Source organism: Paraburkholderia panacisoli (genome assembly GCF_008369935.1).
GTDB classification, from domain to species: Bacteria; Pseudomonadota; Gammaproteobacteria; order Burkholderiales; family Burkholderiaceae; genus Paraburkholderia; species Paraburkholderia panacisoli.
On sequence record NZ_VTUZ01000012.1, the window covers coordinates 209,589 to 232,174 of the forward strand.

18 protein-coding genes and 2 pseudogenes are annotated in these 22,586 nt (G+C 61.9%); 13 read left to right on the plus strand and 7 right to left on the minus strand.

The window, feature by feature from the left end; translation table 11 throughout:
* The first annotated feature begins 181 nt into the window (after positions 1-181).
* The 7 genes from FVF58_RS19980 (at position 182) to ureG (ending at position 5,612) form a co-directional block, all read left to right on the plus strand.
* A complete protein-coding gene (locus FVF58_RS19980; protein ID WP_149671599.1) occupies positions 182-994 on the plus strand; it encodes a transporter substrate-binding domain-containing protein in 813 nt (270 codons plus the stop codon).
* Between the two features lie 199 nt (positions 995-1,193).
* Positions 1,194-1,496 carry an urease subunit gamma gene (gene ureA, locus FVF58_RS19985; RefSeq protein ID WP_149671600.1) on the plus strand — a complete coding sequence of 101 codons (303 nt, stop codon included), beginning with the start codon at positions 1,194-1,196 and terminating at the stop codon, positions 1,494-1,496.
* 18 nt (positions 1,497-1,514) lie between these two features.
* A complete protein-coding gene (locus FVF58_RS19990) occupies positions 1,515-1,820 on the plus strand; it encodes an urease subunit beta (RefSeq protein WP_149671601.1) in 306 nt (101 codons plus the stop codon).
* Positions 1,821-1,875: 55 nt separating this feature from the next.
* Positions 1,876-3,582: an urease subunit alpha gene (gene ureC / locus FVF58_RS19995; protein ID WP_149671602.1), complete on the plus strand. Its 1,707-nt coding sequence runs from the start codon at positions 1,876-1,878 to the stop codon at positions 3,580-3,582.
* Between the two features lie 2 nt (positions 3,583-3,584).
* Entirely contained in the window at positions 3,585-4,280 is a 696-nt protein-coding gene (gene ureE / locus FVF58_RS20000; RefSeq protein WP_149671603.1) for an urease accessory protein UreE, read from the plus strand.
* Positions 4,267-4,947 carry an urease accessory protein UreF gene (locus tag FVF58_RS20005; RefSeq protein WP_149671645.1) on the plus strand — a complete coding sequence of 227 codons (681 nt, stop codon included), beginning with the start codon at positions 4,267-4,269 and terminating at the stop codon, positions 4,945-4,947. The genes ureE and FVF58_RS20005 overlap by 14 nt, the downstream gene beginning before the upstream one ends.
* An 11-nt stretch (positions 4,948-4,958) precedes the next feature.
* Positions 4,959-5,612: an urease accessory protein UreG gene (gene ureG, locus FVF58_RS20010; RefSeq protein ID WP_149671604.1), complete on the plus strand. Its 654-nt coding sequence runs from the start codon at positions 4,959-4,961 to the stop codon at positions 5,610-5,612.
* Between the two features lie 67 nt (positions 5,613-5,679).
* Here ureG and waaA read toward each other — a convergent pair whose 3' ends face one another.
* From waaA to FVF58_RS20030, 4 genes are all read right to left on the minus strand, one after another.
* Positions 5,680-6,993 (minus strand): lipid IV(A) 3-deoxy-D-manno-octulosonic acid transferase, encoded by a 1,314-nt coding sequence (waaA, locus tag FVF58_RS20015; RefSeq protein ID WP_149671605.1) that lies wholly within the window; start codon positions 6,991-6,993, stop codon positions 5,680-5,682.
* Positions 6,994-7,093: 100 nt separating this feature from the next.
* On the minus strand, positions 7,094-7,978 hold the full coding sequence (kdoO, locus tag FVF58_RS20020) for a Kdo hydroxylase KdoO (RefSeq protein WP_149671606.1): 885 nt from the start codon (positions 7,976-7,978) through the stop codon (positions 7,094-7,096).
* A gap of 48 nt (positions 7,979-8,026) precedes the next feature.
* Entirely contained in the window at positions 8,027-9,028 is a 1,002-nt protein-coding gene (gene waaC, locus FVF58_RS20025; RefSeq protein ID WP_149671607.1) for a lipopolysaccharide heptosyltransferase I, read from the minus strand.
* Positions 9,029-9,282: 254 nt separating this feature from the next.
* Positions 9,283-10,677 carry a phosphomannomutase/phosphoglucomutase gene (locus FVF58_RS20030; RefSeq protein WP_149671608.1) on the minus strand — a complete coding sequence of 465 codons (1,395 nt, stop codon included), beginning with the start codon at positions 10,675-10,677 and terminating at the stop codon, positions 9,283-9,285.
* A 302-nt stretch (positions 10,678-10,979) separates the two neighbouring features.
* Here FVF58_RS20030 and FVF58_RS20035 point away from each other — a divergent pair, with 302 nt between their 5' ends.
* Genes FVF58_RS20035 through galE form a run of 4 tightly spaced genes read left to right on the plus strand, consistent with a single transcriptional unit; the run spans position 10,980 to position 15,292 of the window.
* The gene (locus FVF58_RS20035; RefSeq protein WP_149671609.1) at positions 10,980-12,242 is read left to right on the plus strand and encodes an oligosaccharide flippase family protein; all 1,263 of its coding nucleotides are present in this window, start codon (positions 10,980-10,982) and stop codon (positions 12,240-12,242) included.
* Positions 12,239-13,069: a glycosyltransferase gene (locus FVF58_RS20040; RefSeq protein WP_149671610.1), complete on the plus strand. Its 831-nt coding sequence runs from the start codon at positions 12,239-12,241 to the stop codon at positions 13,067-13,069. Before FVF58_RS20035 ends, FVF58_RS20040 begins: the two co-directional genes overlap by 4 nt.
* 39 nt (positions 13,070-13,108) lie before the next feature.
* On the plus strand, positions 13,109-14,257 hold the full coding sequence (locus FVF58_RS20045) for a glycosyltransferase family 4 protein (protein WP_149671646.1): 1,149 nt from the start codon (positions 13,109-13,111) through the stop codon (positions 14,255-14,257).
* A 12-nt stretch (positions 14,258-14,269) separates the two neighbouring features.
* Positions 14,270-15,292 (plus strand): UDP-glucose 4-epimerase GalE, encoded by a 1,023-nt coding sequence (gene galE, locus FVF58_RS20050; RefSeq protein WP_149671611.1) that lies wholly within the window; start codon positions 14,270-14,272, stop codon positions 15,290-15,292.
* 12 nt (positions 15,293-15,304) lie between these two features.
* Here the strand turns inward: galE and FVF58_RS20055 are convergent, their stop codons facing one another.
* Positions 15,305-16,069, minus strand: coding sequence for a phosphatase PAP2 family protein (locus FVF58_RS20055; RefSeq protein ID WP_149671612.1), 765 nt, complete (start codon positions 16,067-16,069; stop codon positions 15,305-15,307).
* A gap of 377 nt (positions 16,070-16,446) precedes the next feature.
* On the opposite strand from FVF58_RS20055, the pseudogene FVF58_RS52820 reads away from it, so the two are divergent.
* Positions 16,447-16,684: pseudogene (locus FVF58_RS52820) on the plus strand (hypothetical protein); the annotation flags it as partial.
* Here FVF58_RS52820 and FVF58_RS20065 read toward each other — a convergent pair.
* Together FVF58_RS20065 and FVF58_RS20070 are read right to left on the minus strand one after the other, a co-directional pair.
* A pseudogene (locus FVF58_RS20065) lies at positions 16,682-17,317 on the minus strand (IS5 family transposase); the annotation flags it as partial. The pseudogenes FVF58_RS52820 and FVF58_RS20065 sit on opposite strands and share 3 nt — an antisense overlap.
* A gap of 134 nt (positions 17,318-17,451) precedes the next feature.
* Complete coding sequence (locus FVF58_RS20070; protein WP_149671614.1) at positions 17,452-18,732, minus strand: glycoside hydrolase family 71/99 protein; 1,281 nt, start codon at positions 18,730-18,732, stop codon at positions 17,452-17,454.
* A 3,379-nt stretch (positions 18,733-22,111) separates the two neighbouring features.
* Between FVF58_RS20070 and FVF58_RS20075 the strand changes: the two genes are divergently transcribed.
* A complete protein-coding gene (locus FVF58_RS20075) occupies positions 22,112-22,423 on the plus strand; it encodes a hypothetical protein (protein ID WP_149671615.1) in 312 nt (103 codons plus the stop codon).
* Positions 22,424-22,586: the final 163 nt, after the last annotated feature.

The following is a 22,586-nucleotide window of genomic DNA, read 5'->3' on the forward strand; positions in this document are numbered from 1 at the left end:
CACCATTAAGGCGCACGCGCTCGCCCCAATCGGGTGCACGACCCGCGCTGACCGCCCGCAGTCCCAAGCCGCACCGGGATGGCACACACCTTGCGTCGCCCTGCGCCACGATGCTGCCGCGCGCTGACGGCAGCCGACCGGCTCGCCGCCATCACCACACCGCCACCACCGCCGACAGACCATGAAACGACCCCTGCCCCGCCGCGCACGCCGCGCGTTGCTCGCCGCGCTGCTGTTCGCGCCCATCGCCGCCGACCTCGCCTTTCATGCGGTCGCCGCCCACGCGGATACGCTCGACAACATCGCCAAAACGGGCGTGCTGAAAGTGGCCGTGCCGGAAGACTATCCGCCGTTCGGCTCGGTCGGTCCCGACATGAAGCCGCAAGGCTACGACATCGACGCCGCCGCGCTGCTCGCGAAGTCGATGAACGCGAAGCTCGAACTCGTGCCGGTCAACAGCGCGAACCGCATTCCGTATCTGCAGACGGGCAAGGTCGATCTGGTGATCTCGTCGCTCGGCAAGACACCGGACCGCGAGAAGGTGATCGACTTCTCGACCGCCTACGCGCCGTACTACCAGGGCGTGTTCGGCCCCGCCGACATCAAGGTGAGCGGTCCCGCCGATCTCACCGGCAAGACGGTCGGCGCAACGCGCGGCGCGCTCGAGGAAATCGGCCTCTCGCAGATGGCGCCGAACGCGACCATCAAACGCTTCGAGGACAACAACGCGACCATCGCCGCGTTCCTGTCGGGCCAGGTGCAACTGATCGCCGCCGGCAACATCGTCGCGGCCGCGATCATCGCGAAGAATCCGCCGCGCCGGCCGGAGCCGAAGTTCGTGATCAAGAATTCGCCGTGCTTCGTCGGCATGAACAAGAACGAGCCGCGCCTGCAGCAGAAAGTGGATGCCGCAATCGCACAGGCGAAGCAGGACGGCACGCTCAACACGATGTCGAAGAAGTGGTTCGGCGCACCGTTGCCGGCCGATCTGTAAGCGCGCCGTTAGCCGGACTTGATACCGTGACCGGCTTTTCCAGCCTTGTCTGCGCCGTGGACTCGCCGCGTGCGCAGCAAGCGGTCGCGGCCGTGACGCGCAGCGCCTATCATGGTCGCGGGCGGCCCCTGGCGGGACCTTCGCCACGCCCGTCAATACCGAACGCAAACCCGACCACACACCCCAACGCACACATTCGATGAAGCTGACACCTCGCGAGAAGGACAAGCTGTTGATCTTCACCGCCGCGCTGCTTGCCGAACGGCGCCGCGCGCGCGGCCTCAAACTGAACTACCCGGAAGCGATCGCCTTCATCACCGCCGCGCTGATGGAAGCGGCGCGCGATGGCAAGAGCGTCGCCGAGGTGATGCACTACGGCACCACGCTGCTCACGCGCGACGACGTGATGGAAGGCGTGCCGGAGATGATCCCCGACATCCAGGTCGAAGCCACGTTCCCCGACGGCACCAAGCTCGTCACCGTCCACCACCCGATCCCTTAAGCGCACAAGGCAGGCCCCATGATTCCCGGCGAACTCCTCATCGACGACGGCGAACACGAGCTCAACGCAGGCCGCGCCACGGTCACGGTGGTCGTGTCGAATACCGGCGACCGCCCGGTGCAGATCGGCTCGCACTACCACTTCTACGAAGTGAACGCAGCGCTCTCCTTCGATCGCGAAACGGCGCGCGGTTTCCGGCTGAACATCGCGGCGGGCACCGCCGTGCGCTTCGAGCCTGGCCAGGACCGCACGGTCGAGCTAGTCGAACTGGCGGGCGACCGGCTCGTCTACGGCTTCAACGGCAAGGTGATGGGCAAGCTGTGACGCGCGACACGCGCTCCTGTGCCCGAATCGCCCCGCTAATTTCCGGACTCACAACATGACATTACGCATTGGCCGCCGCGCGTACGCGGAAATGTTCGGCCCCACCACCGGCGACCGCGTGCGTCTCGCCGATACCGAGTTGCTGATCGAAGTCGAGCGCGACTTCACCACCTACGGTGAAGAAGTCAAATTCGGCGGCGGCAAGGTGATTCGCGACGGCATGGGCCAGTCGCAGCGCGTGCACGCCGAGGTGGTCGACACGGTCGTGACGAACGCGGTGATTCTCGACCACTGGGGCATCGTCAAGGCCGACATCGGCATCAAGGACGGCCGCATCGCCGCGATCGGCAAGGCGGGCAATCCCGACATCCAGCCGAACGTGACGATTGCGATCGGCGCATCCACCGAAGTGATCGCGGGCGAAGGCCTGATCGTGACGGCGGGCGGCATCGATACGCACATTCACTTCATCAGCCCGCAGCAGATCGAAGAAGCGCTGGCGAGCGGCGTGACCACGATGCTCGGTGGCGGCACCGGCCCGGCTACCGGCACCAACGCGACCACCTGCACGCCGGGTCCGTGGCATCTCGAACGCATGCTGCAAGCGGCCGATGGTTATCCGATGAATCTGGGCTTTCTCGGCAAGGGCAACGTGAGTCAGCCGCAGCCCGCGCTGGAGCAGATCGCCGCCGGCGCGATCGGCCTGAAGCTGCACGAGGACTGGGGCACGACGCCCGCTGCGATCGACAACTGCCTCTCGGTTGCCGACGACACAGACACGCAGGTCGCGATTCACACCGACACGCTGAACGAAGCGGGTTTCGTCGAAGCGACGGTGGCCGCGTTCAAGGGCCGCACGATCCACACGTATCACACCGAAGGCGCGGGCGGCGGCCACGCGCCCGACATCATCAAGGTGTGCGGCGAGGCGAACGTGCTGCCCTCGTCGACCAATCCGACGCGCCCGTACACCGTCAACACGCTCGAAGAGCATCTCGACATGTTGATGGTGTGCCATCACCTGGACCCGTCGATCGCGGAAGACATCGCGTTCGCCGAATCGCGCATCCGTCGCGAGACGATCGCCGCCGAAGACATCCTGCACGATCTCGGCGCGCTGTCGATGCTGTCGTCGGATTCGCAGGCGATGGGCCGGGTGGGCGAAGTGATCATCCGCACGTGGCAGACCGCGCACAAGATGAAGGTGCAACGCGGCGCGCTGCCCGAGGACAGCGCGCGCCACGACAACTTCCGCGCGAAGCGCTACGTCGCGAAGTACACGATCAACCCAGCGATCACGCACGGCATCGCGCACGAAGTCGGCTCGATCGAACCGGGCAAGTGGGCCGACCTGGTGTTCTGGGAGCCGGCGTTCTTCGGCATCAAACCGTCGTTGATCCTCAAAGGCGGGATGATCGCGATGGCGCAGATGGGCGACCCGAACGCGTCGATTCCGACGCCGCAACCGGTCCACTATCGCGAGATGTTCGCGACGCGCGGCGGCGCGCTGGCGCGCACGTCGCTGACCTTTGTGTCGCAGATGGCCGCCGGCGCGGGCGTGGCCGAACGTTATGGGCTGAACAAGCGTATCGTGGCCGTGAAGAACTGCCGCAACATCTCGAAGGCGGACATGATTCACAACGCGTGGCGTCCGGCGATCAGCGTCGATCCGGAGACTTATCAGGTGATCGCGGACGGCCAGTTGCTGACCTGCGAACCGGCCACCGTGCTGCCGATGGCGCAGCGCTACTTTCTGTTCTGACCATGCGTACTCTCGACAAACTGCTGGCGCCGCACCTGAAGCTCGCGCCCGTGCTGGTGAAGCGGGCGCCGACGCTGACGCTCGCTTTCGACGAACGGCGCAAGAGCCGGCTTGCCGCCACGCTCGATAACGGCGAGGAAGTCGCGCTGCTGTTGCCGCGCGGCACCGTGCTGCGCGACGGCGACGTGCTGGTCGCCGACGATGGCGGCCTCGTGCGCGTGGTCGCCGCGGCCGAAGCGGTGCTCCATGTGCGCGCGCATGATGCTTTGACGCTGACACGCGCCGCGTATCACCTTGGCAATCGTCATACGCCGGTGGAAGTAGGCGCGGATTATCTGAAGCTCGAATACGATCCGGTGCTGGCCGACATGCTCAAGCGCATCGGCGCGACGGTCGATCAGGTGTCGATGCCGTTTCAGCCTGAGTCCGGCGCGTATGGCGGCGGGCACAAGCATGGGCATGACGAGACGTTCGCTGAGGACTATGCGCTCGCGCAGCAGGTGTTTGGTGAGCATCATGGTCATGAGGGTGCTCACTCGCACGACCATGAGCATGGGCATAGCCACGCTTCGCATGGTCACTCGCATGAGCACGGCCACGATCATGCACACAGCCACGATCACGACCACGACCACAGCGGCCACGTGCACGACGAATCGTGCGGCCACGCGCATCACCCGCATCATGCGCATCGCTGAACTCACCGCGCTGCTGCATCTCGCGTCGCCGGCGCTGCCGATCGGCGCGTTCAGCTACTCACAGGGTCTCGAAGCCGCGATCGAAGCGCAGTTGATCACCGACGCCGATTCCGCCCGCGCGTGGATCGAGAGCGGCCTGACCGATGTGCTCGCGCACGGCGAGTTGCCGTTCCTCGCACATCAGATGGAGCGCTGGCGCGCGCATGACGCCGCGGGTCTCGCTGAAGCCAACCGCGAATTCCTCGCGAGCCGCGAGTCCGCGGAATTGCGCCGCGAAACGGAGCAGATGGGCTGGTCGCTGCGGCAATTGTGCGTGTCGCTCGAATGGGGCGATGCGTCAAGACGCGCGACGCTCGCTTCGCTCACGCCGCTCGCGCAACCCACGGCGTTCGCGTTCGCCGCTTATGCGCACGATGCAGCCGTCGATGCCGCGCTCGCCGCTTACGCGTTCAGCTGGGTCGAAAACCAGGCCGCCGCCGCCTTGAAGGCGGTGCCGTTGGGACAGCTCGCGGGCCAACGCATCATCGTCGCATTGCGCCAGCCGATCGATGCGGCCGTCACGCGCGCGCTCGCCACTTCACCCGAAAACATCAACACGTTCGCGCCGCAACTCGGCATTCTGTCGGCGCGTCACGAGTCGCAGTATTCGCGGCTCTTCCGCTCATAACACGATCCATCATGAACGCACCTCATCATCCCGCCCACTCGTCCGTGCGCACCAAGAAACTGCCGCCGCTGCGCGTGGGCGTCGGCGGCCCGGTCGGCTCCGGCAAGACCACGCTGCTCGAAATGCTCTGCAAGGCGATGCGCGACCAGTACGACCTCGTCGCGATCACCAACGACATCTATACGAAGGAAGACCAGCGCCTCCTGACCGTGGCGGGCGCGTTGCCGGCCGAGCGGATCATGGGCGTCGAAACGGGCGGCTGCCCGCATACGGCGATCCGCGAAGACGCGTCGATCAATCTCGAAGCCGTCGACCGCATGCTGACGCGGTTTCCCGACGCCGACATCGTCTTCATCGAATCGGGCGGCGATAACCTCGCGGCAACGTTCAGTCCTGAACTGTCGGACTTGACGATCTACGTGATCGACGTCGCGGGCGGCGAGAAGATTCCGCGCAAGGGCGGCCCCGGCATCACGAAGTCGGATCTGCTGGTGATCAACAAGACGGACCTCGCGCCGATGGTCGGCGCGAACCTCGACGTGATGGCTTCGGATGCCAAGAAGATGCGCGGCGAGCGGCCCTTCGTGATGTGTAATCTGAAGGCGCTGGACGGGTTGGATCAGGTGGTGGGGTTTATCGAGAAGAAGGGGTTGTTGAAGGCTTGATGTCGAGGGCGCCCGATACACGCGTTGCACGTGCTCCGTTCAGCGCGCCCTTCCCGTCAGCTTCGTGTCACTCCGGCAACACCGCCATCAACACATCCACAGTCCGCGCCGTCGCCCCGCGATGGCGCGCGGCGAATGCCGAAGCCGCTCCGCCCATCGCCAGGCGCCGCGCCTTGTCGCCGAACAGCTCGCGCAACACGCGCGCCAGACCTTCCGGGTCTTGAACCTGCACCGCCGCGCCCGCCGCGACTGCATCCGCGGTAGCCTGGGTGAAGTTGAACACGTGCGGCCCGATCAGCACCGGCACGCCGACCGCGCACGCTTCGATCAGATTCTGTCCGCCGAGCGGCAGCAGACTCCCACCGATGAACGCCAGATCCGCAGCGGCATAGTAAGCGCCCAACTCGCCCATCGAATCGCCCAGCAGCACGTTGACGCCGGCAGGCAATGCCGTCAGCGCACCGCTCGTGGCCACAGCCGCCGACGCCACCTTTGCATCCGTCGCCCACTTCGAACGCCGTTCGAGCCGCAGCCCGGCCTTCTCGACCAGCGCGGCCACTTCGTCGAATCGTTGCGGATGACGCGGCACCAGGATGAGCAGCGCGTCATCGACACCGAGCGCCGCGAGCGCCTGCAACACCAACGCCTCTTCGCCCTCGCGAGTGCTCGCCGCGACCCACACCGGCCGCGTGCCGATCGCCGCGCGCCACGCATGCCCGCGCGCCGCCAGTTCGGGCGGCGTGCTCATGTCGAACTTCAGATTGCCGAGCACCGCGACGTTACGCGCGCCGAGCGCGGTGAGCCGCTCAGCGTCCGACGGACTCTGCGCGAGCACACGCGCAAAGCCGCCGAACACGTCCCTGGTCGCACCGCCAAATTTGGCCGCGCGCTTATACGAACGCGCCGACATCCGCGCGTTGGTCAATATCAGCGGCACGTCCGCGCGCCGGCATTCGTCGATCAGCGTCGGCCACACTTCGGTCTCCATCACCAGACCGAGCGACGGCCGCCACGTGTGCAAGAACCGCCGCACCGCATGCGGCATGTCGTACGGCAGGTAGCTGCGCAGCACACGGTCGCCGAAAATCTGCACGCCGGTGGCGCGGCCGCTCGGCGTCATGTGGGTCAATAGAATGCGCGCATCGGGACGCGCTTTCATCAGTGCATCGATCAGCGGTTGCGCGGCGCGAGTTTCGCCGACCGACACCGCATGCACCCAGATCAACGGCGCGCTGTCTTCAGGCAAGCGCCCGCGCGAGTAACCGAAGCGCTCGCCGATATGCTCGCGATAACCTCGCTCCTTGCGCGAACGGATCAGGAGACGCAGCACGGCCAGCGGGGCGATGATCCACCAGAGCGCGTTGTAGATCGCCCTCAGCATCGGCGCTCCGCGTGTTCTTCATGAGGCGCGCACTCCGCCTGCTCCGCATGCAGCGCACGGCCGCACGCGCTTCGCCAACCGTCCACAAAGTCCGCGGCGCTCAAACCAGCGCCCTGCCCTTCAGGCGCTCGAGAATGCCGAGCGGCGCGCATTCGGGCTGCGCCATCGCCTTGACCGGCAGGAAGAAGGTCTGCTCCAGCATGAACTGGCCGGACATCACCGCATGCGAGGTCTGGTCGGAGAAACACACCCACACGCAGCCCGGCGGAAACGGCATGGTCTCCTGCGGGCTCGACTTCTGATAGTCGAGATCGGCCTTCATGCCGTCGTGCAGATTCAGCATCAGATGGTCGTACTCGCTGCGCGGCGACTTGGTGACGTGCAGCAGATTCAGCAGCCACGCCGAGCCCGGCATCTGCGGCTTGATACGCGGCAGGAAGCGCCGCGCCATGTCCTCGAACGGTTCGCCGACCCGCCACACGCGCGGCGCGCCATGCGGATTGACGTTGGTGAACACGCGCAGAATGCGCTCGCCGTAGTTCGGCCGCGACGGGAACGCGTCGACGTGCAGGCGGCTGTCGTCCTTGCGCCATGACGTTTCGCGCGTTTCGACCTGATGCAGCCGCAAGCTGGTCGGCGCGACGCGCAGCTTGCCGTTGTATTCGGGAAAGAGCCCGTCGACCAGCGTGCGCGCATTGGCCTGGTAACGCGCGATCAACGCGCGCACCGCCGATTGCGTGACGGCGTCACCGGCCACGCCGTGCAACGCGCCGCCGTTGGGTTCGAGGCTGATGTTCTTGCGGCTCGGATCGGCGATCGCCGGATCGAGCAGCGCCTGTTCGCCGCCTTCGATCGCAAAGCGCAGGTTCGGAAAATACAGCACCTTGCCGCGCTCGACGCCGGCGAGCAGCGTCTCGCGCGGCACGGACAGGTTGCGTGCGTGCCAGTCGGCGTTCGCTACTTCGATGATCTGGGTTTCGTTCATGGTCGCCCTTGGGAGCTGAGGGTGCGCGAGGCGAAGCGCACCGGCGGATTACAGCAGGCCGAAACCGGCCAGCGCCGACTTGACCTGTTGCAGCGTGGGCGGCTGTCCCGCCATGCCGAGATTGACGACATTCGGCGACCAGTAGCCGCCGGTACGCCACGCGGTAGAGAAATTGTACAACTCGACCGTGGGCCGCTTCAGCGCCGCCGCGATGTGCACCAGACCTGTGTCAACACCGACTGTCGCGGCCGCGCCTTCGATCAGGCCGACCACCGCGGGCAACGACAGCTTCGGCGGCACGATCGCGGCCGCGCCGAATTCCTTCGCGAGACGCTCGCTGGTCGCGCGCTCGGCGTCGCTGCCCCACGGCAGCACGATTGACGCGCCGCGCCGCACCAGAGACTGGCCCAGTTCGATCCACGCGGTGTCGGGCCATTGCTTGTCCGCGCGCGACGTGGCGTGCACGAACACCACATACGGCACCGGTAGATTCAGATTCGCCTGCGACAAAGCCAGCGCGGCGCGTCCGGTGTCGATGCCAAAGTCGATGTCGTCGGTGGGTTGCGGCGGCGGGTCGTTCAGCGCCGCGGCGACCAGTTGCCGCGTGCGTTCGACCACGTGGGTGCGCGGCTCGATCGGCACGCGCTTGTCGTAGAAGAAGCGCACCGGCCATTCGAAGCCCGCGCCGTCGGTGCGATTGCCGAGGCCGACCAGCGGCCCGCGCGCCATGCTCGCGACCCACGCGGTCTTGATGAGCCCCTGGCAGTCGATCACGAGGTCGTAGTGCTCGGCGGCGAGCGCGCGGCGGAACGCGCCGATCTCGCGCCAGTTCTCGACCGACAGAATGCGCTTGCGCCAGCGCCGCAGCGAAACGGGAATGGCCCGCCGCACGCCGCCGACGAGTTGCACGAGCCCGACGAAGCTTTCTTCGACGAGCCAGTCGACCTGGGCATCGGGATGGCGGCGGCGGATGTCGGCGATCACCGGCATGTTGTGAACGACGTCGCCCAATGACGACACCCTCACGATCAGTATCTTTTGCACGCTCAAGAGTGGGAAAGCCGGCTATCCGGCCCGCAGATGCGTTGAAAGAGCCCCCGTACCCGGCGCTTGGCGCCAGGCTCCCGAGGGGATGAGAAAACTTCGGGCGACCCGGCGTTTCCTCACGAGGACGGCAATTTTAGCGCGTCGCATGTAAATCACATGAAAAAACGCGGCGCGGTAATCAAAACCCGCGCCGCGTTCGACGACAGCAGCGATTCGAACCTGACGAACCAGGTCGAACCGCGCCGCCGCTTCAGCCTTCAGAACGGCAGTTTCGCGTCGGCCTTCTCCGCGAGGATCACGCGGCGGAAGTCTTCCTGGATGCGCCTGAGTGCCGCGTCGTTATCGGCTTCGAAGCGCATCACCACGACTGGCGTGGTGTTCGACGAACGCGCGAGACCGAAGCCGTCCGGATACTCGACGCGCAGGCCGTCGATCTTCACGACGTCGTCCGCGCCGGTGAACTTTGCGTTCTGCTGCAAGCGCGCGATCAGTTCGAAGTTCTCGCCTTCTTCGAGCTTCAATTGCAGCTCCGGCGTGGAGTTCGAATTCGGCAGCGAGTTCAGCAGCTTGCTCGGATCGGCGACGCGCGTGAGAATTTCGAGCAGGCGCGCGCCCGTGTACAGGCCGTCGTCGAAACCGTACCAGCGGTCCTTGAAGAACACGTGGCCGCTCATCTCGCCGGCGAGCGGTGCGCCGGTTTCGCGCAGCTTCGCCTTCACGAGCGAGTGGCCAGTCTTCCACATCAGTGGCTCGCCGCCTTTGTCTTTCACCCACTTCGCGAGGTTGCGCGTGCACTTCACGTCGTAAATGATCTGCGCGCCCTTGTTGCGCGACAGCACTTCTTCGGCGAACAGCATCAGTTGGCGGTCCGGATAGATGATCTGGCCGTCCTTGGTGACGACGCCGAGGCGATCGCCGTCGCCGTCGAACGCGAAGCCGATTTCCGCATCCGTTTCCTTCAACGCGCGGATCACGTCCTGCAGGTTTTCCGGGTGAGCCGGGTCCGGGTGATGGTTCGGGAAGGTGCCGTCGATCTCGGTGAACAGTTCGACCAGTTCGCAGCCGAGCTTCTTGAACAACTTCGGCGCGAGGCCGCCGGCGACGCCGTTGCCGGTGTCGACGACGATCTTGATCGGACGCGCGAGCTTGACGTCACTCGCGATGCGATCGAGATATGCGTCGGCGATGTCGTACTCGGTGTAGCTGCCGCTGCCGTCGCTGAAGTTCTCGTCGACGATGCGCTGATGCAGCGCGAGAATCTGTTCGCCGTAAATGGCCGCGCCGCGCAGGACCATCTTGAAGCCGTTGTAGTCAGGCGGATTGTGACTGCCGGTCACGACGATGCACGAATCGACGCGCCGTTCGCCGCCGTCGAGCTGCAAAGGTACGCTGGCCGCGAAGTAGCCGACCGGCGTGGGCACCATGCCGACGTTGACCACGTCGACGCCGGCCGCGCGCAGACCGTCCGACAATGCCAGAACCAGCTCGGGACCGGACAGGCGACCGTCGCGCGCGACCACAACCGCATCGCCGCCCTGCGCGCGCACTTCGCTGCCGAACGCGCGGCCGATGGAACGCGCGGCATCGGCGTCGAGCGTCTTGCCGATCACGCCACGAATGTCATACGCCTTGAAAATGGATTTGGAGATCATGTTGGCTCACTTACGTGCAATGGAAAATTTTGACCGGCGCACCGACGACTATCGGTAAAACTCACTGTAAAACCAGCGGTAAAACCAGTGATAAAAAGTAGCGCTGAAACGCTGCGGTACGCCCTTGCCGGAAGCGATCCGGTTCCAACTTATAATTGCGTTTTTCTGACCTGCCTGAATAACGCCATTCTAATGCTTAGACGCCCTCCTTTTGTAAAGTTGCCGCGACAGTCGGCCAGGTGGGCAACCGCGCACAGCGCCGCCGCGCTATCCACATACATGGACCGGCGAGCGGTCACCGGATGCTGACGCTCAAGCGCTTCGCCAATCCCGACGTCACGCGCGCATTCACGAATATCGTCTGGCTCGGACTCGAAAGACTCACGCAGATCGGCGTGGCGATCGTGATCAGCGGCGTGCTGGCGCGCTACTTCGGGCCGGACGTGTTCGGCAAATGGCAATACGCGAACACGCTGTTGCTAGTGCTCTCGCCGATCACCTGGGTGTGCGGCGCGGAAATCCTCGTACCCACCATCGTCGGCCGGCCGCCCGCGCAACTCGGCACCGTGCTCGGCAGCGCATTCGCGTTGCGCTTTTCAGTGTCGGTCGCGGCATTGCTGCTCACGTGGCTCGGCATCGCGCTGCATGTGTTCGAGCCGCTGGTCGGCGCGATGCTCGCGGGACTCGCGGTGACGATGCTGTTTCGCGAACCGTTTGTCGGCGTGATCAACGCGTGGCTGCAAAGCATGACCTATAGCAAGCCGCAGTTGCTCACCAGTATGAGTACGGCCGTACTCAAGGCCGGCTGCGTGTATCTGCTGGTGCGCGCGGCGGCCGCGCCGGCGCGCTTCGGCTGGCTGTGGGCGCTCGAATCCGCGGCGATCGGCGCGGTGCTGCTGGTCTACTTCATACGCCGGCATGGCGGCCGGCTCGGCTGGCAGGTCGACCGTGCGCTCTTCAGGCACTTCGCGAGCGCGGGCACGGTCTTCTGGCTCGGCCTGATCTGTATGTATCTGTTCCTGAAAGTCGACCGGCTGATGCTCGAACGCGCGATCTCGTTCGCGGACCTGGGCCGCTATTCCGCCGCCCAGCAATTGAACGAAAACTGGATCACGCTCGCGCTGATGCTCGCGCAGACCATTGCGCCCGCGTTCGTCTACCGTGTGCAGGAAGCCGCGCAACTGCGCCGCAATATGTGGCGGCTCACCGCAATGACCGCCGCGTTGATGGTGAGCGGCGCGTTCGTGCTGGACCTGCTCGCCGGCTTCATCATTCGCCGCGTGTTCGGGCCGGGCTTCGAAGGCGCGATCGAAATCTTCCGCTGGGCCGTGTGGCTGTCCGTACCCGCCGGCATCGAAGCGATCGGCAATCTGATCGTGCTGAAGTATCAGGCCAAGTTCGTGTTGCTCTGCAAATGGCTGCTGGCGCTGGCCGTCGCGTTCGTGGTCAATCTGCTGGCAATCCCGCGCTTGGGCGCTTATGGCGCGCTGGTGGGTCTCGCGGCCGGCTATCTGGCGGCGGCATCGGTCAATCTTTATTACATCCGTTTCAAATTGCGCCCATGACGAACTCATCCGCCGCCGCGCAGATTTCACTCGACGATGTCGCCGTGCTGATGCCCGCGTACAACGGCCAGGCCGACGTCGATCTGACGCTCGCGTCGTTCAGCGAGAGTGCGCCGGTGCACGTGCTGATCGTCGACGACGGCAGCACGCCGTCGATCGTCGCGCCAGCGCTCGCCAATCTGTGCATCGACGTGTTGCGCATGCCGCAGAACGGCGGCATCGAGCGCGCATTGCAAGCGGGCATCGACGCGCTCGCGCAGCGCGGCTTTCGCTATGCCGCGCGCATCGACGCGGGCGACCGCAGCGTACCGCAACGGCTCGCGAAACAGCGCGCGTTCATGGAGGCGCATCCGCGGGTGGCGGGCCTCGGCATGTGGACGCAGGTCGTCACGCGCGCGGGCGAGCCGCTCTTCATGCTGACGCCGCCTGCCGAGCCCGACGCGATCCGTCGCTTGCGGTTCTTCCGCTCGTGCCTCGCGCATCCTTCGATGATGCTGCGCATCGACGCGGTGCGCGCAGTGGGCAACTATCGCGCGGCCTACCGCTCCGCTGAAGACCTCGATCTGTTTGTCCGCCTCATGGAGCGCTACGATTGCGCGAACCTGCCGGAACTCGGTCTCTACTACGAACTGAACGAAGGCGGCATCAGCGCGACCAAACGGCGCCGCCAGGTGAGTTCGACGCTGCGGCTGCAACTGCGCTATTTCAACGCCGCCAATCCGTACGACTGGCTGGGCCTCGTCAAAAACCTGCTGCATCTGGTGACGCCGTACCGTGCGCTGCAGCGGGTCAAACGCGCGCTGCTCGCGCCGCGCGCGAGCAACTAAACCATGCCACGCCCCACTGAACGCCACGCCCGCTCCCGCATGAAGCCTGCCCTGAAGTCGACGCCCGCGTTGCGCATCACCCTCGTCTGCAATACCGCCTGGGCCATCCATACCTATCGGCAAGGGCTGATCCGCATGCTGGTCGGACGCGGCGTCGACGTGACGGTGCTCGCGCCGCGCGACCGCACGTTCCCGCTGCTCACCGCGATGGGCTGCCGTTGCATCGAACTGCCGGTCGCGTCCAAAGGCACCAATCCGCGCGACGATCTGCGCACCCTCCTATCGCTCTACCGGCAATACCGGACCATCCGCCCGCACGTGGTGTTCCACTACACGATCAAGCCGAACATCTACGGCTCGATCGCCGCGAAGCTCGCGGGCGTGCAGTCAGTGGCGGTCACGACCGGGCTCGGTTACGTGTTCATCCAGCACAGCCGCGCCGCACAGGTGGCGAAAAGACTGTATCGTTTCGCGTTCCGTTTCCCGCGCGAAGTCTGGTTTCTGAATCGCGCCGATCAGGCTGCGTTTGTCGAGCAGAATTTGCTGGTGCATCCTGAGCGCGCGCGGCTCCTGCACGGCGAAGGCGTCGATCTCGAGCAGTTCGCGTTCACGCCCTTGCCCGAGCGGCCGGATTTCAGGTTCGTGCTGATCGGGCGACTGCTGTGGGACAAGGGCGTCGGCGAATATGTGCAAGCTGCACGCAGCTTGCGTGAACGTTATCCGCGCGCGCGGTTCCAACTGCTCGGTCCGGTCGGCGTCGACAATCCGAGCGCGATCACGCGCGAAGAAGTGGCGGCGTGGGAACAGGAAGGCGTCATCGAGTATCTTGGCGAGGCGCATGACGTGCGCCCCTTGATCGCCGATGCCGACTGCATCGTTTTACCGTCGTATCGTGAAGGCGTGCCGCGCACGCTGATGGAAGCGTCGGCGATGGGTCGGCCGATCGTCACAACCGACGTGCCGGGTTGCCGCGAAGTGGTGGCCGACGGCGTCAACGGCTTGCTGTGCGAAGTGCGCAACGCGGACAGTCTCGCGACACAACTCGCGCGCATGCTCGACATGAGCCACGCCGAACGCCGCGCGATGGCCGAGCGCGGCCGGCAGAAAGTTGCACAAGAATTCGACGAACGGGTCGTCGTCGAAACCTATAAAGACCTGGTGCAGAAAATGACGGGTGTTTTACTTTAATGGAGCTATAGCATGACCACGAAGGGCACGATTCTGGTAACGGGCGGCGCGGGCTTTATCGGCTCGCACACATGCGTCGAACTGCTCAACGACGGCTACGACGTCGTGGTGATCGACAACCTCGTGAACAGCAACCGCGAATCGCTGCGGCGCGTGGAAAAAATCACCGGCCGCGCCGTGACCTTCTACGAAAACGATGCCCGCGACGAAGCCGCGCTCAAGCGCATTTTCGACGCGCATCCGATCACCGGCGCGATTCACTTCGCCGCGCTGAAGGCGGTCGGCGAATCGGTCGCGAAGCCGGTCGAGTACTACGCCAACAACGTCGGCAGCCTGCTGAGCCTGCTCGGCGTGATGCGCGATCGTAATGTGAAGCAGTTCGTGTTCAGTTCTTCGGCCACCGTGTACGGCGTGCCGAAGAGCTCGCCGATCGACGAGTCGTTCCCGCTGTCGGCCACCAATCCGTATGGCCAGTCGAAGCTGATCGCCGAGCAGGTGTTGCGCGATCTGCAACTGGCCGACCCGTCATGGCGCATCGCCACCCTGCGCTACTTCAATCCGGTCGGCGCGCACGAGAGCGGTTTGATCGGCGAAGATCCGGCCGGCATTCCGAACAACCTGATGCCGTACGTCGCGCAGGTGGCGGTCGGCAAGCTCGAAAAACTGCGCGTGTTCGGCGGCGACTATGAAACGCCCGACGGCACCGGCGTGCGCGACTATATCCACGTGGTCGATCTGGCGCGCGGACACCTGGCCGCGCTCGATGCGCTGGTCAGGCGCGATGCGAGTTTCGTCGTGAACCTCGGCACGGGCCAGGGCTATAGCGTGCTGGACGTGGTGCGCGCGTTCGAAAAGGCGTCCGGCAAGCCGGTGCCCTACGAGATCGTCGCGCGCCGTCCGGGCGATGTCGCTTCGTGCTTCGCCAATCCGGCCGCGGCGCAAGACATCATCGGCTGGCGCGCGCAGTACGGTATCGAGCGGATGTGCGCGGATCACTGGCGCTGGCAGTCGACGAATCCGCGCGGCTTCGCCTGAGTGAAGTGAAGGTCAATGGCGGAGGCCGGCGAATAGCCGAACAGGGGGTCGGCTCTCGTGGATGTTCTTAGCCTCTACCATTGCCTGATGAGCCGTCGAAATAGATTGCACGAGGATCCGGATTTCATCCATCTGTGTTACCAACTCGAAACACACCACGAATGCCATCGCGTAACCGAACCCTGGCCATTTGTTGATCCATCGCAGGATGGGGGCTGTAAGAGGCCTTCTGATGAAGTCCCTCGTTATCACATAGGTGGTCACAACGCCGATCAGCGCTCCGGCGATGACGTCGGTCGGATAGTGCAGACCGAGATAAACTCGCGGCGCGCATATGAAGATCGCCGTGTAGAGAATCGCGGGTATCCCTACGCGGACTGAGATGAGAAAAATTCCCGTGGCGACCGACATCCACATCATCGCGTGGTCGCTCGGAAAAGAACTCCACAGTCGCAACTCATGCTCCCCCTCGGCCGCGGGAAAGAGAAGGTGCAAATCCGGGTTATAGATCGGTCGCACGCGAAATGGCAGGTAATGCGCGAGAAGTCTGCCAAGCACGAGTGCCAGAATGCCGCTCGCAAGGGTCGCGATGACGACCTCGCGATCCCATTCACCGCGCTTAGGGGGTTTGAACCATATCCAGCATAATATGGGGACGAACACCAGGCCCTTGAACATGTAGAAGCCGGCGATGGCTTTTATCGCCTTGGTCATCAATCCAGCCCCAAATGCATGTTGGGTCAGGAAAGTTAGAATTGTTAGATCGAATCCGTTCATTGCGGATCTCCTCAACGTAGTCGCTCACAGGGTGCAGAGGCAAACGCTCGGCACCTCGAATTTCATGCTGCCCGCGTGCTCCCTCACCCTTCGGGATCACGCTATCGGCCATGGCTGATCGCAACCTCAACACCGCCGGATTTTTCGCGCCAGCGCTTCGAGTGGGTACCGGTTCATCGGTCTTCCGCGGCAGTCGAGATCTTCCGGCCGTGGTCTTCGTGGTCCCTAGGATCTGACTCTTGATGGTAACTCCTCGCGCCCCAAATTGACTTATGAATGTCTTATTTGTGTGTTATAGCGCACGCAGATGGAACGCGGCTGCGAGCGTTTCGGCAATACGTACCGTTTGCTACATCTACGAGTTTTCGTTGGCATCGATAGGATGCTCAGTTACAGACTTTGATCTGCTGGTGCGGTGCATCACGCCGCCGGAAAACGCGCTGTGTCGGCACTGGCCAGAGAAACGGAAATGACTGAACAGACGTTGTACACGTGGAGCCGACAGGCGAAAGGGCCGTGCCCGGCGATCGGAAGAATCCCGAAGGATGGTCTTCGGAGGACAAGTTTGCAGTAGTGCTGGAAACAGCGCCGCTCCATGCAGCGAAGCTGGCCGACAGGCCAATGCGTTTTGCCGATGCGGCTGCCGTGAGGCGAGCCGATTTGTGCGAGCAGCGGCGTGATGCCGCGTGTTCGTAAACGTTGTCGATGTGGTTCGGAACTGTAGCCTCGGCCGCCCTGAACGATTCGTGGTTTATGCAGGGGACGTCCCCGCTAGCCACGAATATGCGCAATGGCCTCGACCAACGAATCAAGCCGGGCAATGTCGTGACGGTTTGCCGCGCTCAGGATGACCGCGAGCGGGATGCCTTGCGCGTCGACGATGAGATGGTGTTTGCTGCCGGGTTTGCGCCGGTCCGTGGAATTCGGGCCGGTTTTTTCCCGCCGGCACGGCACGAATCGATGAACTGTCGACAAGCGCTCGCGACAAATCTATTTCGCCACGGCGACGCAATTCGGCCAGCAGGTTCTCGCGGATGCGTGCCAGACGCCATATTGCTGCAATGCGACGAGCCATCGCCAGCAGGCAGTGCCTGAATCGCACCCCATCTCTTGGGGCAGCATATTCCACGCGATGCCTGAGCGAAGCACGAACACGATGCCCGTCAGTGCGGCGCAGTCGGCGGTCGGCTTGCGTCCCGCGTACTGTCGATCGCGGGGTGCTTGCGCGGGCAGAAGTAGTTTCTTGATGAGGGAGGAAAGAAGAACGAAAAGCGCTGCATTGCGCAGCACGCTTCCCTCCCTGGGCCTATATGGCAGACGATTCTCACAGGTGCGCAGCGCCGCGTGGCTCACTTGAGGACACGCGGCGCGGACGCAATCTCTTAGCTGACTACGATGGCCGAAGAAAGGACGTTCTTGATGAACGGCTTGCCCACAACCTTGATGTAGTAGGTGCCCGGGTTGAGCACCGGAATCGAGGTCGTGGTGGCCGAGTAGTTCACATGGTTCCACGCGCCGTTGTAGTAAGCCCACAACTCCAGGTGATCCACGGTTTCCGGGTGCGTGAAGGAAGCCTTGATCGTGCGGCCACTCACCGTAGTGGTCACCGCCAGACAGTTGTCGATACCCGTCTCCAGCGGCGTGCCTTCGTAGTAGTCATCCCACGTCACCAGTTGCAGGAACGGCAACTGTTTCGCCGAATTGTAGTACTGGTTAATCTTCGTGAACGTGTTCAGCCACGTTCCACCGCACTGCTGATTGACATACGACGGGCCATCCCACGAGGCCAACGAGCCGTTGAAGCCCTTGAACGCTGCGCCCATGGTGATCTGGTTGGGGTGCAGATTGGAACGCGTATAGAAGTCGTCAACCGTGGACAAATCCGGGGGGGCTACATTCGTGCTGGTCGGATTGGCCCACAGGAATGAACCTCCGGACTTCGCGATACCGAAGCCATCCGGCGACGTAGCGTTGTCCAGATGCACAAACTGGACATTCGGATATGTGCTCTGAATGGTCGTCCAGTTGATCCCGCTCGCCGCCGTCAAGCCAAAATCAGCGACGACCGGCTTGCCGTTGTACTTCAGATACGACGCATCGCTCAGGTAATGCGAGTTGATGTAGCTCATCGCGGCCAGCACCTTGTTCTGGTTGGTCCCGCTGTAGTTGTTCAACAGGTTCGCGTCGAGCATGATCGCATACGTCAGCTTGCTGCCAGACAACGCAGTGTAATTGTGAATGAGCGGTTGCGAGACGAGCCAGTCCTTGTCGCTGATATCGGTCTGCCCCTGCCAATCTACCAGCACGCCATCGACACCGCGACTTACGAGGTCGGCGAAGAACGCGTTGATGTAAGTCGGATTGGCGTTCGAGTAGTTGACGTTGATACCGGTGTCCATGCCGCCGTCGAACCACGGCAGATAGTGCACCAGCACCTTCGTCGTGTTACCCGGGTACAACAACGAATGGACGTTCACCTTCGACACGTTGGTGTTACCGGCAAGCGTGCCATTCGAGAGCGCGGCGGTGTTCGCGGAGGCCGACGTGTTCGCGGCCATCAGCGCCGCTTGTGCTGACTGCGCCTGCGCGTGACCGGCAACAAAAAGAGTAGCAATACCCGCGAGCATAGCGCGGATGAATTTGGATCTTAACTGAGTCGACATCATCGATATCCTGATAAGTATTTATTTGAAGACACAAAGCCCTGAAGCTCAGGGTTCACGGCAAAAAATGGGGCGATGCTCGGCCAAAGGCGCTTTGGCTGCCCCGTAGGCCACAATGAAAGACGACAAGGCCGTTACACCGTTCGCAGCGGCAATGCCCTGCGAACAGGCCGACTTCCAGATACGGACTCGCTCTTACTTGGCCACGTTATGAACGTTATCTTTCTGTAAGCAGTACTGATTTAGATCTGCTTTTTTTCGGTGAATAGTATTCAAGATCCTCCTTGATATGCCTTGGTTTAACGGTGATCGGACTAGCTCAATATGTGGGCGACTTATCGCCGACGCTGAATACTGAGCAGGTTCTGGAAGCAACTCTGCAATCCATTCGATGAGGGATCGGGGAGAACTGCCCTTCCGCGCTTGCCCTCTATCATCAACATCGATGCGAAGACCCAGTGCCCGCTCTACATATCGTGGCGACACTGCACACGCGAAGCAGCTTCCCGCGATGACAGCACGATTTCATCGCACCTTTCATTTTGTCGGTTAGTACACCGAATCTAGAATGAAATGCCGATGCGCCTGCTTCCTTTCCCAAATCCAACCAATGAGTGCCAGAGATGGCACAAGTCGGGGCTCCAAATCCGCTCTTGCGACATCCTGATTACATCAGCACCCTTCCCAATCAACAGCCCCTCCAATGACGCATGCTTTTGCCTGGAGAGCGACAAACCTAAGCAGCGCTCTATCCATACCAAAACCCGTCGTCAATGAACGGCATGCGTCTCCGAGCGTTTCGCGCAGCGACCCAACCTTACGAATGGCAAGGGTCACTTGCCAGCATCACCCTCCGCTTCTCGACCCGACAAGACAGTTCAGTTCGGGCGAAATCTCTGACGGTCAAGTGTTTCCTGCGAAACCCGTGCTTCTAACCGCAAATGAACAGCTCAGTTAATTCGTACTACAAATTAAATTGTATAAAATTGTTACAGCCTTCCATCTCGTGCATGAACGCTCTTCATGCTTCCGCTCGCCGCTCCGGCCATTCGATCTCGACGGATTGCTCGGCCTCGCTCTTGCCGGACCGCGGCACTACAACAGTTCCGACTATGGTGACTGGTGCGTCGCCCAGCCCGAAGCTGCATTGACGCCGATCTCATCTAATGGCAGCAGCGCGCGCAATCGTTTGCGCCGAATGGTGACACCAGCTAGCGGTTCGCGTGGCGCGAACACCGACCAAATTCGGGCCGGAGTCGAACCACCGCCGCGCCTATCACATGTCACGCCGCTGCGGCAAGAAGCCGTGCCCTGGTGTTTTCACGCACCAGCACCTCAAGGGCACGAATTATATTCGGAAAAAACGTTTCAATCCTGTAACACGGCGAAAGACTCGGAAAAAAAACGATAGCTTCCTGCATCCAATAGTCTGAAGACAATTTTTCCTTGAATGTCGCGCAAAGTGCGCCACCTCTTCCCTATTGGTCAGTTAAGCACCATGAACTACTTGACGTAGGCGGTTCATTCATATCAACGGGGAAATATGACCTATCGAATATTCTTCCGATCAATAGGATATCGAACGATTTACTGGACGCATTGGCTAGATTTTTTCGCCAGCCAGGTAGGCAAAATCGGCTAGGCGTATCGAGACAAAACATTGTCCTTCGATGCCATAGAGCGTTTACCCCAACCCTCTTTCAGCCACAAAACACTTCGCTTCTTGCGGAGTTGGCATCGATGAACCGGCTCTTTGCAGCGCTCGTTCTCCGCCCGACTATTCCTCTTCTGCAAACCTAATTAATTATCAAATATTGGATAGATGAGAAGGTCGCGAAATGTGAAGTTGGGTGCCTCATTGCGGTAAGCGAAGCAGCACGTCCGTGCTGGAATTTAGAGCACCATTGTGTGCTTCCTGTCCGACCATTCAACATCAATGTTCCAAGCGGCGAGTGCACTCGACATCGTGGTCGATCGCCTGAACAGCCCACATACCTGGTGTCTACCCGAATGAATGTCTGTCGGCACGCACATCGCTCCGATGACGGTCGCCGGCGCAGATGGTAAATCTGGATTCTTGAATAACGATGCCGCATTGGCATGGCTTCGATGCATAAGCCCGTCGCGCGCTATGGATGAAGAATCTCCCAACTACGAGACATGCTTTGCCTGCCACTGTGCGAAAGCTTTCCTCAGCATGGTATTAACCTCATCCAGCAGCGGACGTAGAGAAGTCTCGTCAGCAATGTTCTCCCGGTTATAGCGGCCTAAAATCCGCGATAGATAGAGCTTCCGGCCTGCCGAGCTGAACTCGGTGACATTCGCGACCCACTTCCTGTTGGGACGTGGCGCACCAAATCTTCGCATCAGTACGTTGGAGGCAACGTTACCGACGCTTCCTCTGAACGACTTGTACAAACCGGTTGTCAGCTAGCTGCGTGACGGCCGGATATCACCGGCCGACTGCCATATTGAACTGCATAGAATTTTCATTCGGATTCCAAAACGCATAACTGTTCAACGTCTTTTCGTTGGCAGTTTGTCCCCGTGCTGCGTTCCGGTCTGGATAGACGACGTTGCCTACTTTCAACGCACACCGTGCCGTCGCTCAGTATGTTTGTGCTTCACACGAGATATTCTCTGGTGGCGTGACGACATGTCGTTTCTGGTAGCCAGATCCCAGACATAGGCCACTGCCGCACAGGATGCGAGGGACCTTTCTGCAGTCCGGATTGTCCCGCAACCACAACAAATCAGCACCGATATTAAGCAACATCGAAGCGATGCCGCCCGTCGGAATAACGAAGGACCGGCTGTATCGCCCCACCTGTTGCGCTCGAAAGAGCAGTAGCGTCGGCGTAAATTTCGGCATCGGGGGGCGGGTCCATTTTTGCCAGACCCGGCGTCACTTTTCACTGTTGACCGTGCGCAGCCACATGACTCGCGGCATGTTCAGCACCAAGGAGATCTGTCTCGCGGTGTCTGAATCGCGCAAATTCTGCAGTGTTCGTGCAGACGTTGCTATCAGACGTGATGCCCTGTGCCATTGCAAACGGTTGCTATGCATAGACGCTGCTCACAACGCCCAATGAAGCGCCGAGGACTATTGCCGACAGGTTTTTTTCTGAGAGCATGATGAGCGACACATGGCAGAAACTCCTTCATGCGCCGCGGTCGGATTGGGAGATTCAAAACAGCGATGCAATAAGGCCCGCTCGCATTCAAACAGGATGCGCCGTACACAAGCGCTTGCGACAAATTTCACACGATGCCAGAGCGCAACAAAACGCGCTGCCCATCAGGGCGGCGCGATGGTAAGTCGGCTTGCGCTCGCATACTGTCGATCAGGGCTGATCCGCTCTCTCACAGGCCACCCTCTTTGATCGCTCAATATCCGGAAGTCGTCGCCTGCGTCCAAGGATGTGCTCAAGCAGGCATAGCAGGACTCGATGCAACTTTAATCGTGCCTAAGCCGAACAGTATCCGCCTGACTTACGACATCACTTCTCAAATTCCGGTCGCCCATATTTCTCAAAGCGTGGAGAATTCTTTTTTCTCTCAACACGTGAACCAACCCGCCGGCAACCAGGCTTACGATTATAGAAATGATCATGTAGATCATCTCACCCCATCCGCCATTCAATTTCAATATTCTATATATTGCCAGGTACGCGAGATTCAAAGAGAATAAATGCGACAGGTAGACGGAATAACAAGCATCGCCAAGAAACTTCAGGCCCGAACAATGATTGCGGAGCGCAATTTCTTAATCGAACCCTCGAATCCAAGAACGATTGAAAAGACAATTACAGCAGGCAATCCAAAATAGACCGACCGCCGGTCGGGCGCCGTGA